The sequence below is a fragment of the Corallococcus macrosporus genome (assembly GCF_017302985.1).
Classification (GTDB): domain Bacteria; phylum Myxococcota; class Myxococcia; order Myxococcales; family Myxococcaceae; genus Corallococcus; species Corallococcus macrosporus_A.
In genome coordinates, this window is the sequence record NZ_JAFIMU010000007.1 from 3,310,163 (window position 1) to 3,324,716 (window position 14,554).

At 71.7% G+C, this 14,554-nt stretch carries 18 protein-coding genes; 9 read left to right on the forward strand and 9 right to left on the reverse strand.

The features are described from left to right. Window positions 1–17: 17 nt before the first annotated feature. The 4 genes from JYK02_RS26215 to JYK02_RS26230 form a co-directional block, all read right to left on the reverse strand. Window positions 18–701, reverse strand: coding sequence for a RibD family protein (locus JYK02_RS26215; protein ID WP_207054930.1), 684 nt, complete (start codon window positions 699–701; stop codon window positions 18–20). A 121-nt stretch (window positions 702–822) separates the two neighbouring features. Further along, window positions 823–1,071, reverse strand: a complete 249-nt coding sequence (locus JYK02_RS26220; RefSeq protein WP_207054931.1) for a hypothetical protein — start codon at window positions 1,069–1,071, stop codon at window positions 823–825. Window positions 1,072–1,156: 85 nt separating this feature from the next. Further along, entirely contained in the window at window positions 1,157–1,645 is a 489-nt protein-coding gene (locus tag JYK02_RS26225; RefSeq protein ID WP_207054932.1) for a hypothetical protein, read from the reverse strand. A 24-nt stretch (window positions 1,646–1,669) separates the two neighbouring features. Beyond that, on the reverse strand, window positions 1,670–2,398 hold the full coding sequence (locus JYK02_RS26230) for an NIPSNAP family protein (protein ID WP_207054933.1): 729 nt from the start codon (window positions 2,396–2,398) through the stop codon (window positions 1,670–1,672). 91 nt (window positions 2,399–2,489) lie between these two features. On the opposite strand from JYK02_RS26230, the gene JYK02_RS26235 reads away from it, so the two are divergent. Genes JYK02_RS26235 through JYK02_RS26250 form a run of 4 tightly spaced genes read left to right on the forward strand, consistent with a single transcriptional unit; the run spans window position 2,490 to window position 6,670 of the window. After that, window positions 2,490–4,118 carry a PLP-dependent aminotransferase family protein gene (locus tag JYK02_RS26235; protein WP_207054934.1) on the forward strand — a complete coding sequence of 543 codons (1,629 nt, stop codon included), beginning with the start codon at window positions 2,490–2,492 and terminating at the stop codon, window positions 4,116–4,118. Next, window positions 4,115–4,699: a hypothetical protein gene (locus tag JYK02_RS26240; protein ID WP_207054935.1), complete on the forward strand. Its 585-nt coding sequence runs from the start codon at window positions 4,115–4,117 to the stop codon at window positions 4,697–4,699. Before JYK02_RS26235 ends, JYK02_RS26240 begins: the two co-directional genes overlap by 4 nt. Then, on the forward strand, window positions 4,672–5,757 hold the full coding sequence (locus JYK02_RS26245; protein WP_207054936.1) for an MBL fold metallo-hydrolase: 1,086 nt from the start codon (window positions 4,672–4,674) through the stop codon (window positions 5,755–5,757). The genes JYK02_RS26240 and JYK02_RS26245 overlap by 28 nt, the downstream gene beginning before the upstream one ends. Then, window positions 5,744–6,670, forward strand: a complete 927-nt coding sequence (locus JYK02_RS26250) for a hypothetical protein (protein WP_207054938.1) — start codon at window positions 5,744–5,746, stop codon at window positions 6,668–6,670. Before JYK02_RS26245 ends, JYK02_RS26250 begins: the two co-directional genes overlap by 14 nt. On the opposite strand, the gene JYK02_RS26255 is transcribed toward JYK02_RS26250, so the two are convergent. The 3 genes from JYK02_RS26255 to JYK02_RS26265 all read right to left on the reverse strand — a co-directional run bounded on the left by JYK02_RS26255 (window position 6,667) and on the right by JYK02_RS26265 (window position 8,712). After that, the gene (locus JYK02_RS26255; protein WP_277991406.1) at window positions 6,667–7,197 is read right to left on the reverse strand and encodes a Uma2 family endonuclease; all 531 of its coding nucleotides are present in this window, start codon (window positions 7,195–7,197) and stop codon (window positions 6,667–6,669) included. The two genes, JYK02_RS26250 and JYK02_RS26255, sit on opposite strands and share 4 nt — an antisense overlap. A gap of 108 nt (window positions 7,198–7,305) precedes the next feature. Continuing rightward, window positions 7,306–8,346 carry a class I SAM-dependent methyltransferase gene (locus JYK02_RS26260; RefSeq protein WP_207054940.1) on the reverse strand — a complete coding sequence of 347 codons (1,041 nt, stop codon included), beginning with the start codon at window positions 8,344–8,346 and terminating at the stop codon, window positions 7,306–7,308. Between the two features lie 33 nt (window positions 8,347–8,379). Further along, a complete protein-coding gene (locus JYK02_RS26265) occupies window positions 8,380–8,712 on the reverse strand; it encodes an MXAN_6627.5 family MYXO-CTERM protein (protein ID WP_207054941.1) in 333 nt (110 codons plus the stop codon). Between the two features lie 126 nt (window positions 8,713–8,838). Between JYK02_RS26265 and JYK02_RS26270 the strand changes: the two genes are divergently transcribed. Further along, window positions 8,839–10,161, forward strand: coding sequence for a response regulator (locus JYK02_RS26270; RefSeq protein WP_207054942.1), 1,323 nt, complete (start codon window positions 8,839–8,841; stop codon window positions 10,159–10,161). 36 nt (window positions 10,162–10,197) lie between these two features. Here the strand turns inward: JYK02_RS26270 and JYK02_RS26275 are convergent, their stop codons facing one another. Next, entirely contained in the window at window positions 10,198–10,839 is a 642-nt protein-coding gene (locus tag JYK02_RS26275) for a hypothetical protein (protein WP_120621390.1), read from the reverse strand. Between the two features lie 57 nt (window positions 10,840–10,896). Here JYK02_RS26275 and JYK02_RS26280 point away from each other — a divergent pair, with 57 nt between their 5' ends. From JYK02_RS26280 to JYK02_RS26295, 4 genes are all read left to right on the forward strand, one after another. Then, window positions 10,897–11,394: a hypothetical protein gene (locus tag JYK02_RS26280; RefSeq protein WP_207054943.1), complete on the forward strand. Its 498-nt coding sequence runs from the start codon at window positions 10,897–10,899 to the stop codon at window positions 11,392–11,394. Between the two features lie 61 nt (window positions 11,395–11,455). Then, the gene (bcp, locus tag JYK02_RS26285; RefSeq protein WP_207054944.1) at window positions 11,456–12,058 is read left to right on the forward strand and encodes a thioredoxin-dependent thiol peroxidase; all 603 of its coding nucleotides are present in this window, start codon (window positions 11,456–11,458) and stop codon (window positions 12,056–12,058) included. 237 nt (window positions 12,059–12,295) lie between these two features. Further along, entirely contained in the window at window positions 12,296–12,817 is a 522-nt protein-coding gene (locus JYK02_RS26290; protein ID WP_207054945.1) for a hypothetical protein, read from the forward strand. A gap of 137 nt (window positions 12,818–12,954) precedes the next feature. After that, the gene (locus tag JYK02_RS26295) at window positions 12,955–13,365 is read left to right on the forward strand and encodes a hypothetical protein (protein WP_207054946.1); all 411 of its coding nucleotides are present in this window, start codon (window positions 12,955–12,957) and stop codon (window positions 13,363–13,365) included. Here the strand turns inward: JYK02_RS26295 and nagZ are convergent, their stop codons facing one another. Continuing rightward, complete coding sequence (gene nagZ, locus JYK02_RS26300; RefSeq protein ID WP_242589246.1) at window positions 13,366–14,430, reverse strand: beta-N-acetylhexosaminidase; 1,065 nt, start codon at window positions 14,428–14,430, stop codon at window positions 13,366–13,368. It lies immediately after the preceding gene. Window positions 14,431–14,554 lie beyond the last annotated feature (124 nt).

The window sequence follows — 14,554 nt, forward strand, 5'->3', positions numbered from 1 at the left end:
CGTGCCTTCCCCGGGGCTCAGCGGCGCACGCGGTACCTGAGCCACACGATGCCGGCGTCCCGGCGCTCCACGTGGGTGAGCTCCAGCGCGGCGCCCATGCCGGTGGCGCCCTGGGGCCGGTCGAACAGGGTGGGCGTGCCGGGCAGGCCGTCGGCGGTGGGGTGCACGAGGAGGCTCACCTCGTCGATGAGGCCCGCGGCGAGGAACGAGCCGTTGATGCCACCGCCGCCCTCCAGCAGCACGGTCTTGATGCCGAAGGTGTCGCCGAGCGTCTTCAGCACGCGGGCGAAGTCGATGTCCTGCTTGCCGCCGAAGACATAGGAGACGCCGCGCTCGCGCAGGTGGGCCAGGTGCGCGTCGGGGACGGACTCGGTGAGCACGACGACGAGGTGGTCGTCGTCGATGGCGCCGGACTCCCAGCTCAGCTTGCCGTGGGCATCCAGGGCGATGGCGTAGGACACCGCGTCCTTGCGAGCGACGAAGTCCGTGCGGGGCAGGGGCGCCGCGGGAGCCGGCTTGGGCACGTCCCCTTCCGCGGCGAAGTCCTCCATGGTGATGCGGCCGCACATCCACGCGTCCGCGTCGAAGGTGTCGGCGGTGCGCTCGTATTCACCGCGCATCGTCTGTTGATCCGGCCAGTGCTTGACGACGATGCGCCCGTCGATGGACGAGATCATGTGACAGATGACGTGGGGCTTCATCGGGCGGCTCCGGAGCAGGGCCCGCCTTCAGGTGGCGGGCGGCGGAGCGCGGATGGTTTCCGAGGAGCCAGGGCCTGTCGAACCGAATCCGAGCCGGTCCGTTCACAATCCCGCGAGCTGGCTACTGCGTCGCGCCGGGAGCGTCGGAGGCCTCGGCGGTGGAGGCCTCCTTCGACGGAGCGGACTCCTCGGTCTCTGGCGACTTGAGGGGCTCGGACTCCTTCTCGCCGATCCGGATGACCACGGGCTGCGTGATGGACTTACCGCCGAACGTGTTCGACGGAGTGGGACCGGCGGGGCTGCCCATGATGTCGAAGAAGGCGCAGCCAGCCAGGGTGAATAGCGGAACGACTGCGAGCAGACGGCGCATGGAACAGGACCCCCGGGACCGGGTGGATGCGCGGGCATTCAACCGGACGCGCGGGTGGGAGGTCCAGGGCTGGAGGTGGGAGTCTTCAGACAGTGTCCGTCACCCGGGTGAACTCCATCACCCAGTTGGTCTCCCAGGTCTCGCCGTCGAGCGAGAAGGCCTGCTCCCACCGGGCCCGGTCGCTGCCCTGGCGGGTCCAGTGGAACACGACCTGGACCGGGCGGCCGCCTTCGGTGTCCTCGCCGTAGAAGCGGCCGTGGTCGCCCGTGAAGCCGCCGTGCACGGGCGGCTGGAGCACCGCGTGGCGGCTGTCGATCCAGTGGATGGACCAGCGGCGCTCCCGCGCGTCGAACAGGCGCAGCGCCATGCCGGAGAAGCCCCGCTCGAAGACGGTCTCCTCGACGTTCGACAGGCCACCCAGGTGGGGCTGGCAGCGCATCCTCGACGTGAACACGTCCCAGTCATCACTGCCCGTCAGTCGCTGCTTGAGCTTCCGGTTCACGCACGTCCACTCGCCCATGAGGAAGTCGAAGTCGTGCACGTCGCCGGTGGGGAGGGGAGGAAGGGGCTTCATGGAACAGGTCCTTTCTGGGGACGGTCAGCGCAGCTCGGAGCGCGCGGTGGGGGACAGCGTCAGGTGTTCAAGCGGTGCGCGCAGCCATGGCTGGAGCGGCTGCGCCCAGGCTTTCGATGCGGCCCGGCGTCGAAGGTGCTCGCGGTGATGTGCGGCGTCCGGGAAGACGGTGAGCCAGGCGAAGACGTGTTCGCCCGTGCGCACGGGCAGGGCAGGGAAGGTGTTCTCCGCGGGCTCGGTCTGGAACAGGGCCTTCGGTGCGGCGCCCAGCTCCGGGAGCAGCGGGTGCACGTGCTGCTTGAAGGAGGCCACGAGGGCGTCATCGGCGGGGGCCTTCAGGTAGCAGAGCGTCACCTCCACCCGGGAGTCCGGGCGCGCGTCCGTGCCGGGCGGTGGCCGAGGCGTGCAGGGATGCACGAGCCCTGCGTCCGGCCGCACGGGGCGCAGGAGGAGGACGTTGTCGGAGTCCAGCATGGTCGCGTTCGCGGCGTCGCGGTGCTCCTTCCACACCGGGCCGCCGTAGAACGCGCCCAGGGCCTCGCGTCGTGACGCCATGTCGCGGAAGCCTCGCATCCAGACGAACCGGTCCGGCCGGTCCTCGTCGCGGAACTGACCGATGACGTGCATCCCGGTGGCTTCCTGCGAATCGACGAAGGCCCGGTCGAAGAGCGAGAGGAGGACGTCACGTTGCCCGGGGCGCAGCGTGTACTGGCGCAGCTCGAGGACCGAGCAGCAGGCGGACTGTGACGGCATGAGGGCTTCCGGGGTGCGGGTGCGGGGACCATCCTTGGCAGGGAACTGGTAGGGTCATGAAGACCACTTTCGACAGAACTGGCCATACCAGTTGAAGACCTCCACCGGCGTCGCGTCCTCGCTCCTGCTGCGGCTCGATTCCCGGAGCCCCACGCCGCTCCACGAGCAGCTCTTCGAAGGCCTCCGAGCAAGGATCCTCGCGGGAGCATTGGCGCCCGGGCTGCGGATTCCGTCCTCCCGTCAGCTGGCCACCGAACTGGACGTGGCCCGCAGCACCGTCCTCCAGGCACTGGATGCGCTCACGGCGGAGGGCTACCTCGTGGCGAGCGCCGGCTCCTGCACGCGAGTCGCGCCCGAGCTGCCCCTGCTCACCGGAGATTGGAGCCTGGCTCCCCGGCGCTCCCGTGAGTCCTGGCTCCCTGAGGCCGCGGAGAAACAGGGGCGCGGTGCATCGGCCCGGTCCGCCGTGCATGTCTCGCGCTCCGGGGACCGGGATCAAGGGTTCATGCCCCGTGTCCTGTGGAGGCCACGGCTTGCTGCCTCCGTGCGGGCGCTGAAGCCGGCGCCTGTGGGTGCTCCGCGACTGGGTTCGGCGCCTCGCGCGTTCCGGCCTGGTGTGCCCGCGCTCGACCTGTTCCCCACCGCGCTCTGGGCCCGTACGGTGTCTCGCGTCCATGCTCGTGCGAGCACGGGGCTGCTCGATGGCGGTGACCCTTCGGGCCATGCGCCGCTGCGCGAAGCCATCGCCACCCATGTGTCCTCTTCGCGGGGTGTGCGCTGTGTCGCGGAGCAGGTCTTCGTCACCGCGGGCACCCAACAGGCCTTCGATGAAATCCTCCGGCTCGCGCTCGACCCGGGGGACTCCGTCTGGGTGGAGGACCCGGGCTATCCCGGTGCCCGTCGCGCCGTGCTCGCCGCGGGCGGCCGCCCCGTGCCCGTCCCCGTGGACTCGGAGGGGATTGATGTGGGAACGGGCATCGCTCGTGCTCCCAGGGCCCGTGTCGCGCTGGTGGCTCCTTCGCACCAGTACCCCCTGGGCGTCACGCTGAGCCTGGCGCGGCGGATGGCGCTGCTCCAGTGGGCCGGACGCACCCGCTCGCTGATCATCGAGGACGACTACGACAGCGAGTTCCGCCACCGGGGCCGCCCCCTCACCGCGCTCCAGGGGCTCGATGATGCCGGCTGCGTGGTCTACGTGGGCACGTTCAGCAAGTCGATGTTCCCCGGCCTGCGCCTGGGCTTCTTCATCGCGCCGCCCTCGTTGGTGGACGTCTTCTCCGCCGCTCGCGCCGCCGCGTCCGCGCCGGCCTCCGCGCTGGAGCAGGCCGCGCTCGCCGTGTTCCTCGCGGAGGGACACTTCGCTCGCCACCTGCGCCGCATGCGCGCGGCCTACCGTGAACGCGGCGAAGCCCTGCTCGACGCTTTGCGTGCTGACTGCTCGGGCGTCCTCACGCCCCGCCCCTGTGACACCGGCATGCAGGTGTGCGCATCGCTCGCGGCGCCGCTGTCCGACCTGCGCGTCCGCGATGAAGCGGCACGCAACGGCGTGGAGGTCGCCGCCCTGTCGGACTACTTCCTCGGACGGCGCCGCGAGTCCGGCCTCGTGTTCGGCTTCGGCGGTGTGCGCCCGGATGCCCTCCGCGCCGGGACGCGCACCCTGGCCCAGGTGCTCGACCTGACATCCCTTCCCGGGCCCGGGCCGTCTACGATGGCGCCATGACCTGGCGTTCCCTCCTCCTCTCGCTGGCGCTGCTGGGCGCCGTGTCCGCATGCGGGCCGCGGCGCAGCGACCCCGCACGCGTGGCGGAGGACCTGATGCGCCCCGCGCCCGTGGGAGCCTTCGCCGCGGGCACACCTCCCGCCACCACCACGGACTGCACGGTGCGCACGGCGAAGACCTGCTTCGACCAGGCGCTCACCCTGCTGGCCACGAACGCTCAAGGCCCGGAGCGGCTGCGCGCGCTGTCGCTGATGGGCAAGGCGTGTGACGGACAGGTGAAGGACGCCTGCGCCTGGCTGTCCCAGCACGTGAAGGAGCCCCGGCGCGTGCGCGGTGGCCCGCCGGACGACCCGGTGTTCCAGGAGGCCTTCGAGCGTTGGCGCGAAGGCCGCAAGCACCATGTGCGCGTGACGTGCCGCCTGGTGCAGGGCGGCGTGCCCCAGCGCTGCGAGGTGCGCGAGGCGAACCTGCCCCCGGACCTGCTGGCGCAGGCGCTCAGCAACATCCAGGCTTCGCGCTACGCGCTGCCCACCCTCGACGGAGAGCCCTTCGAATGCGACTGGACCATCGTCATCAAGTGACGCGGCTGTGGCCCGCGCTGGCCCTGTCGCTGTTCACGGGCTGCTTCGCCGGCACCGTGCACCGCGGCCCGGTGACGGACCACTTCGACGGCGAGTCGTTCCAGAACATCGGCGACGCGCCAAAGCTGTCCCCGCTCACGCTGATCGCCGCCGTGATGGAGGAGAAGCGCGGCCCGTGGCGCGACTCCGCGGAGGAGCCGCCCGGCCCGAAGCCGCCCGAGCGCGTGGGCCCGGGACGGCTGCGCGTGACCTTCATCGGCCACGCCACGGTGCTGCTCCAGGCGGACGGCGTGAACGTGCTGACGGACCCCATCTACTCGGAGCGGGCGAGCCCCGTGTCCTTCGTGGGCCCCAAGCGCGTGCGCCCCCCGGGCATCCGCTTCGAGGACCTGCCGCCCATCGACGTCGTGGTGGTGAGCCACAACCACTACGACCACATGGACCTGCCCACGCTGCGGCGGCTGGAGGCCGCGCACCACCCGCTCTTCGTCGTGGGCCTGGGCAACCGCGAGCTGCTGCGGGACGAGGGCTTCCAGCGCGTGGAGGAGCTGGACTGGTGGCAGGCCGCGAAGGACGGGCCGCCGGGGCTGAGGGTGTGGGCCGTGCCCGCGCAGCACCGCTCGAACCGCGGGCTGACGGACCAGGAGGAGACGCTATGGGCGGGCTACGTGCTGGAGACGTCCGGCGGGCCGGTGCTCTTCGCGGGCGACACGGGGCTGGGGCCGCACTTCGACCGCATCGCGGAGCGCTTCGGGCCCATGCGTCTGTCGGTGCTGCCCATCGGCGCGTTCCGTCCGCGCGTCCTGCACCCGGTGCACATGGGGCCGGAGGACGCGCTCCAGGCGCACCGCGTGCTGCGCTCGAGCACGTCGGTGGCGATGCACTACGGCACCTTCCCCATGGCGTGGGACGGCCAGGACGAAGCGAAGTACCTGCTCCTGCGGCTGCTGCTGAGGGAGGAGGTGCGGCCGCGCTTCTGGGCGCTCGGCTTCGGCGAGGGGCGGGACGTGGCACCGCTGGCGCCGGCGGATGACGGGCGGGCCGATGCCGGACGCTGAGGGGGCGGTGCCGCCGGAGGTGGAGGCGCGGGAGAAGATGGACCGGGCGCGCGCGTTCATGCGCGCGGGGGAGGTGGAGGACGCGATCCCCCTCTGCGACGAGGTGTACCGGCGCTTCACGCTGTCGAAGGCGCCAGCGCTCCAGCTCCAGGTGGCGCGGGCGCTGGCGTTCCGGGGCGCGGCGATCGCGGAGCAGGGGATGTACCACGAGGCGCTCGTCCACTTCGACGAGGTGGAGCGCCGCTTCTGGAGCCCGCGCAAGCCCGAGCTGTGGGAGGGCGTCGCGTGGGGCATGCTGTACCGGGCCCGCGTGCTGCTGGACCTGGACCGGGAGCCCATGTGCAGCAACTGGCTGGAGCGGATGCTGAGCCGCTTTGGTGCAGCCGCGCAGCGGCCCGACCTGCGCGTCCCGGTGGAGATGGCGCGCACGGCGGTGCTCGCCGCCCACAACCAGGGGCAGCGGTTCGAGGAGGCGCTGAGCCAGTCCGAGGAGCTCCTGAAGGGATACGACGGAAGCACCGACCCGTTCCTGGTGGAGCAGACGGCGGTGGCGCTGTTGCAGCGGGCCATCGCGCTCCAGGGGCTGGGGCACGTGGATGAAGCGCTGGAGGCGTTCGACGAGGTGGACGTGCGCTACAGCGAGGCGCCGGATCCGCGGCTGCGCGCCCTGGTCTCCACCGCGCTCATGGGCCGGGCCATCGTGCTGCTGCGGGAGGAGTTCCTGCCGGAGGCGCTCTCCGCGCTGGACGCCATCCTCGAACACGCCGGCCCGAACCCGGGACGGCGTCTGCTGGAGCCCGTGAACTTCGCGAAGTTCCACCACGAGGTGGTCGAACGCCAGCTGCAGGTGGAGCGCGAGCGGGCGGCCCGCAGGCCGAAGCCCCCGCCCCTGGCGAAGCCGAAGCCGCGTTAGCCCGGAGGCGGAATCGACTTCCAGAGCCAACCCAGCCGCAGGTCCCGCTCCTCGAAGGGCGGGGCGCGGATGAGGTCATCCTCCTCGCTATAGACGCCCATCTCCATCCAGCGCCCCTCCCGCAGCTCGCTCACGGTGAGCGTGCGCGCGTCCAGGTCCACGAACCACAGGTGCTTGATGCCGATGCGTGCGTAGAACGGACGCTTGATGCGCGTGTCGTAGGCCCGCGTGGACGGCGACAGGATTTCGCACGCCCAGTCGGGAACATCCGTCCACTGGCCTTGGGGCATCAGGGGCACCCGTTCGCGCCGCCAGCCCGCGAGGTCCGGGATGAACTCCGGAGAGCCGCCGACCCGGATGCCGGGCTCGCTCATGATCCACCAGCCGCCCGGTTCCTCTCCGCTCAACTGGAGGATGTCATCCAGTTCGCGGTGAAGCTTGTATTCGAAGTGCCCATGCCCGGCCCGGGGCCGCGCATGCGTGTACAACGTCCCGTCGATGATCTCGCCCACCACGCCCTCGGGCAAGGCCTCGATGTCAGCGAGGGTCGCCGGACCCCCGAGTGGTTTCGCGCCATAGGCCATGCCTGGAGTGTGGAGTTACCTCCACCGTCTGACAAGCCGCCGCCAGGACGGCTACTCCGGCTGCGCGATGATCAACGTCTGCAACGGCAGATGCCGGATGGGCCGCGTGCTCTGCACCTTGAAACCCGCGTCATCCAGGAATCCCTCGACCTCCGCGGGCGTGTACGACGCGGCCCCGGACGTGAGGAAGTAGTGCAGCCCGATGAGCGGCGCGGACGTGCCCTGCGTGTCCCGCTCCTCGCGCAGGTACTCCAGCACCGCCAGCGTGCCCCGGGACGCCATCGTCCCGCGCACGCGCCGCAGGAGCGCCACGTTCTGCGCGGGCGTCAGGTGGTGCATCACCTGGAACAGCAGCACGCCGTCATACGGCCCGCCCAGCTCCGCGTGCAGCACGTCCCCTTCCTTGTGCGTCACCCGGTGCGACAGCCCCGCCTGGGCGATGATGTCCCGCCCCACGCGCACGCTGCCCTCCAGGTCCACCACCGTGGCCTTCAGCCCCCGGTGCATCCGGCACAGCTCCGCCGCGTACCAGCCGTGCGCACCGCCCAGGTCCAGGAGGTGCCGCGCGCCCCGGGGCAGGGGAATGGCCGCCGCCACCTCCGGCGAGGCCAGCCGCGCCAGCTGGTACATGGCCTGGATGTAGTCGCGCCAGCGCGGGTCGTCCGGAGCGAACTGGTGGATGTCCACCGACTGCCCGCTCTTCACCGCGTTCTCCAACTGCCCCCACCAGTCCCACTGCGCGTAGTTGAACTCCAGGAACGCCGTGATGGCCTGCGGCGAGCGCGGGTCCAGCCACCGCCGGGCCCGGGGCGCCAGCCGGAAGCGGCCCCGGTGCAGCTCCACCACCTCGCAGGCGATGAGCGCTTCCAGCAGCGCCCGCATGCCTTCGGTGCTCGTCTTCAGCCGGGCCGCCAGCGCCTCCGCCGTGGCCGCGCCGTCCGCCAGCGCCGCGTAGACGCCCAGCCTCGCGCCGGCCATCAGCGTGCGCGACGCCATCATCCCGAAGAAGGCGTGCGCCAGGGGCTGCGGCGCCAGGTTGAGGAAGTCCGCCACCCGCTCCAGGAGGTTGTCCGCCTTGAGGCCCAGCCGCATCGCGCGTCGCTCCTTGGAATGGGGGCCTGGGTGCTACCGGCGGCGCCGCGAGCCTGCCACGGCGGCCACGCCCAGCACCATCAGCGCCGCCTGCGGGCCCAGCATGCAGCCCTGCGTCTCCGCCTGGCGGATGCCGGTGTACTTGCACTTGCCCGCGTTGCAGCTGAAGCGCGGCGCGCAGTCACTGGTGCTGCGGCAGTCGGTGGGCACGCGCCCCGTGTTGTCGTCCCCTTCGGGGGAGTTGGGATCGTCCGGCTGCCCCGCGTCCTGCGGCTGGCCCTCCTGGCCCAGCGCCACCAGGGGGGAGAACAGGAGGAATCCGGCCAGGAACCCTGCCGGGCAGATGCGGGAGAAGAGGGAGGACATGAGGCGGGCGCCACCCTAACGCCCCAGCGGGGCGCTTGCATCCATCCTCTGAAGGGGGCGGCCTTCCGGCGTTCCCTGGAAACGCTGGCCGCCCAGGCGCCCGAATCTGCTACGGTCCCCCCCGCGATGGCGCCTCGAATCCTCGTCGTGGACGACAACCAGGAGCTCCTCTCCCTCCTCACGCAGCTGTTCGAGGACGCTGGGTACGAGGTGGTGGGCGCCAGCCGTGGCAAGCAGGCCATCGAGGCTGCCCGCGCCCAGCCGCCCGGCTGTGCTGTCTTGGACATCCTCCTGCCGGACATGATGGGTTACCACCTGGCGGACACGCTGCGGAAGGACAACCCCCAGCTGCCGCTGCTCTTCATCACCGGCGTCTTCAAGGGCGGCAAGCACGCCACCGAAGCGCGCCAGAAGTACCAGGCCGCCGGCTACTTCGAGAAACCCTTCGAGGCCCAGAAGCTGCTCGAGGCGGTGGCCAAGGTGCTGCCCGCGGAGAAGAAGGTCCCCGCCGCCTCCATGCAGGACGCCTTCGAGGTGGAGCTGGACATCGACGTGGAGGAGGAGGGCCCGCAGGACGCCATGGAGCTGACCGGCCGCATCAAGGTCACCGGCGGCGGCAACCTCACGGCCGAAATCCGCGGCGCCAACCTCACCGCCACGCCCATGCAGAAGGTGCCGTCCACCCAGGTGCGGCCGCCCACCGCGGGCCGCCCGCCGGATCCGCTGCCGGTGGGGGCGGGCTCGCCGGGCAGCCGCCGGGGCGAGCTGAAGGACAACCTGCCGTCGCTGCTCACCGCCTTCTACCTGTCGCGCGAGACGGGCGAACTGGGCGTGCAGCGCGGCAAGGTGAAGAAGGTCGTCTACTTCGAGAACGGCACGCCGGTGTTCGCGCTCTCCAACCTGCTGGCGGACCGCTTCGGGCAGTTCCTGGTGCGCGTGGGGAAGATCAAACCCGAGCAGCTCCAGGACGCGTCCGCCGTCGCCGCGCAGAGCCACCGCCGCACCGGCGACGTGCTGGTGGAGCGCGCCCTGCTCAAGGACACGGAGCGGCTGTACTACGTGGGCCAGCAGGTGAAGGCCATCATCTACTCGCTCTTCTCCTGGGAGGAGGGCACGTACGTGATGAGCTTCAAGGAGAAGGCCTCCGCGGAGTCCATCAAGCTGGACGTGCACCCGGCGAACCTCATCGTCCGGGGCATCAAGAAGCTCTACAAGCCGGAGCGCCTGCGCCGCCTGCTCCAGCCCGAGGACCGGCTCATCCCCGCCGTCGCCCCCGCCTACGGCCTCAACGAGGTGGAACTGGAGCGCTGGGAGGCGGAGCTGCTGCCCAAGATTGACGGCAACCGCGTGGTGGCGGAGCTGCTCGCGTTCGCCAACCGCCCGGAGCACGTCGTCTACGGCTTCCTGGTGTCGATGATGGCGCTGGGCATCCTGGACAAGCGCTCCTAAGCGCTCGCGGTGCCGCGCGGCTCGCTCTCGGCTCTCCTAGACGAGCCGCGAGCCGATCCAGAACAGGCCCAGCGCGCCGGAGCCCAGCGCCACGCCGCGCTGGATCCACAGGCTGATGCGCGCGTTGGCGCGCGACAGGCCTTCCGCGAACAGGAGCCCCACCGCGCCCATGCCGATGAGGATGCCCAGCGCGAAGCCGGGCAGGTACGTCCACGCGGACAGGCTCATGCTGCCGCCCACCAGCAGCGGGGGCAGCGCGATGAGCAGCGACCGCACGCCGCTCACGGCCATGAAGGCGCCCGCGGCGGTGCTCACGGTGTGCACGTGCTCGTGCGGCTCGCGGTCGTGGCCGGGCAGGTGCGGGTGGCCGTGGTCCAGGCTGTGCGGGAAGAGCAGGGCGGTGACGGCCAGCGCCACCAGCACCGCGCCGCCGAACACCTCCGCCCACCGCTCGAAGGTCTCCGACAGGCCCACGCCCGCGAAGAGGCACACCGCCGCGATGCCGCCCAGCATGGCCGCGTGGCCCAGGGCGAAGCGCAGCGCCGTCATGATGGCGACGCGGCGCCGGCCTCCACCCAGGGTGCCGAGCGTGGCCATGGCGGCGCAGTGGTCCGGCCCCAGGGCATGGAGCATGCCTTGGGTCAGGCCGAGCAGGAAGGCGAGCAGGATGGGAGCCACGACGGCGCACCCTAGCCGTGGTTTAAGCGGGTGGCCAGCAGGAGGAAGTCCCACACCGTGCGCATTGCTCATCCCCGACATTCCGCCGCGCTGCTGTTGGCGGGGCTGCTCGCCCTGTCCGGCTGCTCCACCGACCCCGGTCCGGAGCAGCTTCGCAAGGCCGAGGCCCGCTACCAGGAGCTCATCGACCGGAAACTCGCCGCGCAGGATCCGGCCTGGGCGGAGGTCGCCGCGCAGTTCGAGGCCATCCCCAAGGACTCCAAGGCCCGCCCGGAGGCCGAGAAGCGGCTGGCCGCGCTGAAGACGGCCCGCGAGAAGATTCCGCCGCGTCCCCTGGCCCGCCCCGGCGCCACGGGCCAGGGCGCCAGCGACGTGGAGGCCAAGCGCGCCGCGTGCGAAGCGCTCGCGAAGAAGATGGGCGAGTCCCAGACGGACGTGATGCGCGACACGCTGCGCAAGGTGCTGGAGACCTGCCAGGCGGAGCTGGTCCGGCTGGAGGCCAATGAGCACCCGCCGGGCGAGGAAGTGCATCCGCCGGGCGAAGGCGCGCACTGAAGTCCGCTCGACGCGCGCGTGGAGTTGAGAAGCCCGCGGGGTCTGGGTATGGAGCCGACGCATGCCCATGCCCCAAGCAGGTGACAAGGCCCCCGGCTTCTCGCTCCCCGACCAGAGCGGCGCCACCGTCTCCCTCTCGCAGTTCAAGGGGCGGCACGTCGTCCTCTACTTCTACCCGAAGGACGCGACCCCCGGCTGCACCACGGAGGCGTGCGACTTCCGCGACGAGCACTCCACACTGGTGAAGGCCGGCGCGGTGGTGCTGGGCGTGTCGCCGGACAGCGTCGCCTCCCACCAGAAGTTCGCCACGAAACAGGGGCTGCCGTTCTCGCTCCTGGCGGATCCGGACCACGCGCTGGCGGACGCGTACGGGGTGTGGGGGGAGAAGTCCCTCTACGGCCGCAAGTTCATGGGCCTCATCCGCGCGACCTTCCTCATCGGCCCGGACGGCAAGGTCGTCCGCGTGTGGCCCAAGGTGAAGGTGGCCGGCCACGTCGCGGAGGTCCTGTCCACGCTCCAGGGCGGTGCTTCCGCCGACGCTCCTGCCCCGAAGGCCCCCGCGGCGAAGAAGGCTCCGGCGGCTGTCAAGAAACCGGCGGCGAAGAAGGCCCCGGCCGCGAAGCCGGCGGCGAAGAGCGCGGCCCGGAAGGGTGCTCGCGCCTGAGCGGAAACACCGGGGCGGGCGCCGGTGCACTCCTGGCGGGACAGGGAGGCCGGGACCGTGTATGCCTGCGCCCGTGGCTGGCTCCTCTCTCCCCGGGCGGGGCTGGCCGTTCACGATGAAGCCCTGACGGCCCATGGGCCGGACAGCGGGCGGCCGGCAGGGCCAGCCCCCGGGTGGATGCCCGGTGGTTGGCGAGGACGGCATGACCATTCCTCGGGGATGGCGGAGACGATGAACATGCGCGAGCGAGGCATTCAGCGGTGGATGGGGGCGGCGGCGCTGGTGGCGGGCGTGCTGCTGGGCACGGGCTGTGGCGGGCTGCCGGAAACGGGCGGCAAGCAGCCGGATGAGTCGCGGGGCAATGCCTTCGCGCAGCGTGGCACCCAGCCGGAGGCCGTCTACAACGTGGCCGAGCAGCAGGGGCACGAGAACCCCTCTGACGCGCACCACGGCGACGCGGCCGCGAAGCTGCCCGCGCACGTGCTGACGGTGGACCGGGGCTACAACGCCACCATCGGGAAGATTGGCTCCAGCATCGACCCGCGCACGAAGGCCACGGACGGCCAGCCCAACAACTCCAAGTGGGACGACTCGGGCGGCATGATGGCGCACCGCTACGCGGCGTTCGGCGGGGCGACCTACTCGCCCGCGTCCCAGGGCGTGGGGGGCGGCATGTCCGGCAACCTGAACGAGACGCCTCGCGGCTTCGAGGCGCCCTACAGCTACGTCAGCCCGCCCATCTACCTGCGCGACCGGTAGCTGTACGGCGGTTCAAGGGGCGCCCGCTGGCCAGCGTGCCAGCAGGCGTCCGTGCTCCGGCCCTGCCACTCCCGGTGGGGCGCCGGGGTGGCCACTCCTTCTGTCGAGGCCGTGACGGCTTCCGGAAGGAGCAGGCCATGCACTCAAAGAGACTTCATCGCTGGACGCTGGTGGCCGTGTGCGCCGCGACGGCCGCGCTGGTGGGCCCCGGCTGCAACCGCGACAATCCCCTGCCGCGCACGGGCAGCAACTACGAAGGCGTCGCCAACGAGCAACAACCCGCGCCGCCGGGCACGGGAGGCTCCGGCCAGCAACAGGGCGAGAACACGCCCACGGACACGCCCAAGGACGCGAAGGGCCTGCCGCTGAAGCCGGGCCCCGCGGGTGCCCAGGGCGAGCAGAACCAGATTGGCGCGCCCGGCTTCACCACGCCGCAGGAGCGCGTGCCCGGGGACCAGGGCGGCGCGGGCCGCTTCCAGGGGCCCATGGGCCAGGGCTCCCAGGAGCGCGGGGCCCAGGAGCAGGGCTCCGAGTCGTCGGGCCACTAGCTACCGCGACGCGAGCATGACCTCCGTGGGGTCCTTGCCGGTGAAGGCACTGGCAAGGCCCTCGGCCAGCGAGCGGTGCGCGGCGTCGCCCAGCGTGGCGAGCCGGTCCTCGGCGGGGTGCGCGAAGCGGGCGGCGAGCGCGTCCAGGCGCCGGTGCGCTTCGGTGATGCGCTCGCGCGGGACGCGGCCGGACTCCACCGCCTTCACCAGCGCTTCGATGGCGGCGCGCTGCACGTCCGCCTTGTGGCACACGAGGAACAGGTCCACGCCCGCGAGCGTCCCCTGCACCGCGGCCTCCGCCACGGAGTAGTGGTCCGCGATGGCCTTCATCTCCAGGTCATCGGAGACGACGACGCCGTCGAAGCCCAGCTCCTTGCGGAGCAGGTCGTGCAGCGCGCGGTGGCTCATGGTCGCCGGGACGCCCTGCTCCAGCGCGTCGAACAGCACGTGCGCCGTCATCAGCGACGCGAGCCCCGCCTTCGCGAAGGCCTGGAACGGCACCAGCTCCACGCGGCGCAGGCGCTCCAGGTCGTGCGGCAGCTTCGGCAGGGTGAGGTGGCTGTCCGTCGTCGTGTCGCCATGGCCGGGGAAGTGCTTCCCGCAGGACGCGACACCGCCGGCCTCCAGGCCCCTGGCGAGCGCCACGCCCAGCCGGCCCACCTCCACCGGGTCGCGGCTGAAGCTGCGGTCGCCAATCACGGGGTTGGCCGGGTTGGTGTCCACGTCGAGCACGGGCGCGAAGTCCCAGTCGAAGCCCACGGCGCGCAGCTCGTGCGCGAGCAGCCGGCCCACGCGCTCGGCCAGGGCCTCGTCGCCGCGCTGTCCCAGCTCTCGCATGGGAGGCAGGGACGTGAAGGGTTCACCGCGAAGGCGAGCCACCCGGCCGCCCTCCTGGTCCACGGAGAGGATGAAGGGCCGGCCCGCGCGCGTCTTGATGTCACGGCACAGCGCCGCGGTCTCCGCCGCGGTGCCCACGTTGCGCTTGAAGAGGATGGCGCCGTAGATGCCGTCGTCCATCAGCGCCGCGAGGTCGGCGTCGATGCGGGTGCCAGGGAAGCCCACCATGAAGAGGCGGGCGCAGTCGCGGTAGAGGGCGGAAGCAGGGCTCACGGCCGCGCAGTCTGTCAGAGCCCGCCGCCCCTGGGGCATCCCGTGCGCCCCCCGAGCGTCGGCTGCTTGGCAGAACGTC

Bases quoted from the DNA above. Each gene is read 5' to 3' on its own strand.
- JYK02_RS26215 (WP_207054930.1), bottom strand. From the start codon at position 701: ATGAAGCCCCACGTCATCTGTCACATGATCTCGTCCATCGACGGGCGC.
- JYK02_RS26220 (WP_207054931.1), bottom strand. From the start codon at position 1,071: ATGCGCCGTCTGCTCGCAGTCGTTCCGCTATTCACCCTGGCTGGCTGC.
- JYK02_RS26225 (WP_207054932.1), bottom strand. From the start codon at position 1,645: ATGAAGCCCCTTCCTCCCCTCCCCACCGGCGACGTGCACGACTTCGAC.
- JYK02_RS26230 (WP_207054933.1), bottom strand. From the start codon at position 2,398: ATGCCGTCACAGTCCGCCTGCTGCTCGGTCCTCGAGCTGCGCCAGTAC.
- JYK02_RS26240 (WP_207054935.1), top strand. From the start codon at position 4,115: ATGACCTGGCGTTCCCTCCTCCTCTCGCTGGCGCTGCTGGGCGCCGTG.
- JYK02_RS26245 (WP_207054936.1), top strand. From the start codon at position 4,672: ATGCGACTGGACCATCGTCATCAAGTGACGCGGCTGTGGCCCGCGCTG.
- JYK02_RS26250 (WP_207054938.1), top strand. From the start codon at position 5,744: ATGCCGGACGCTGAGGGGGCGGTGCCGCCGGAGGTGGAGGCGCGGGAG.
- JYK02_RS26260 (WP_207054940.1), bottom strand. From the start codon at position 8,346: ATGCGGCTGGGCCTCAAGGCGGACAACCTCCTGGAGCGGGTGGCGGAC.
- JYK02_RS26265 (WP_207054941.1), bottom strand. From the start codon at position 8,712: ATGTCCTCCCTCTTCTCCCGCATCTGCCCGGCAGGGTTCCTGGCCGGA.
- JYK02_RS26270 (WP_207054942.1), top strand. From the start codon at position 8,839: ATGGCGCCTCGAATCCTCGTCGTGGACGACAACCAGGAGCTCCTCTCC.
- bcp (WP_207054944.1), top strand. From the start codon at position 11,456: ATGCCCATGCCCCAAGCAGGTGACAAGGCCCCCGGCTTCTCGCTCCCC.
- JYK02_RS26290 (WP_207054945.1), top strand. From the start codon at position 12,296: ATGCGCGAGCGAGGCATTCAGCGGTGGATGGGGGCGGCGGCGCTGGTG.
- JYK02_RS26295 (WP_207054946.1), top strand. From the start codon at position 12,955: ATGCACTCAAAGAGACTTCATCGCTGGACGCTGGTGGCCGTGTGCGCC.
- nagZ (WP_242589246.1), bottom strand. From the start codon at position 14,430: ATGGTGGGCTTCCCTGGCACCCGCATCGACGCCGACCTCGCGGCGCTG.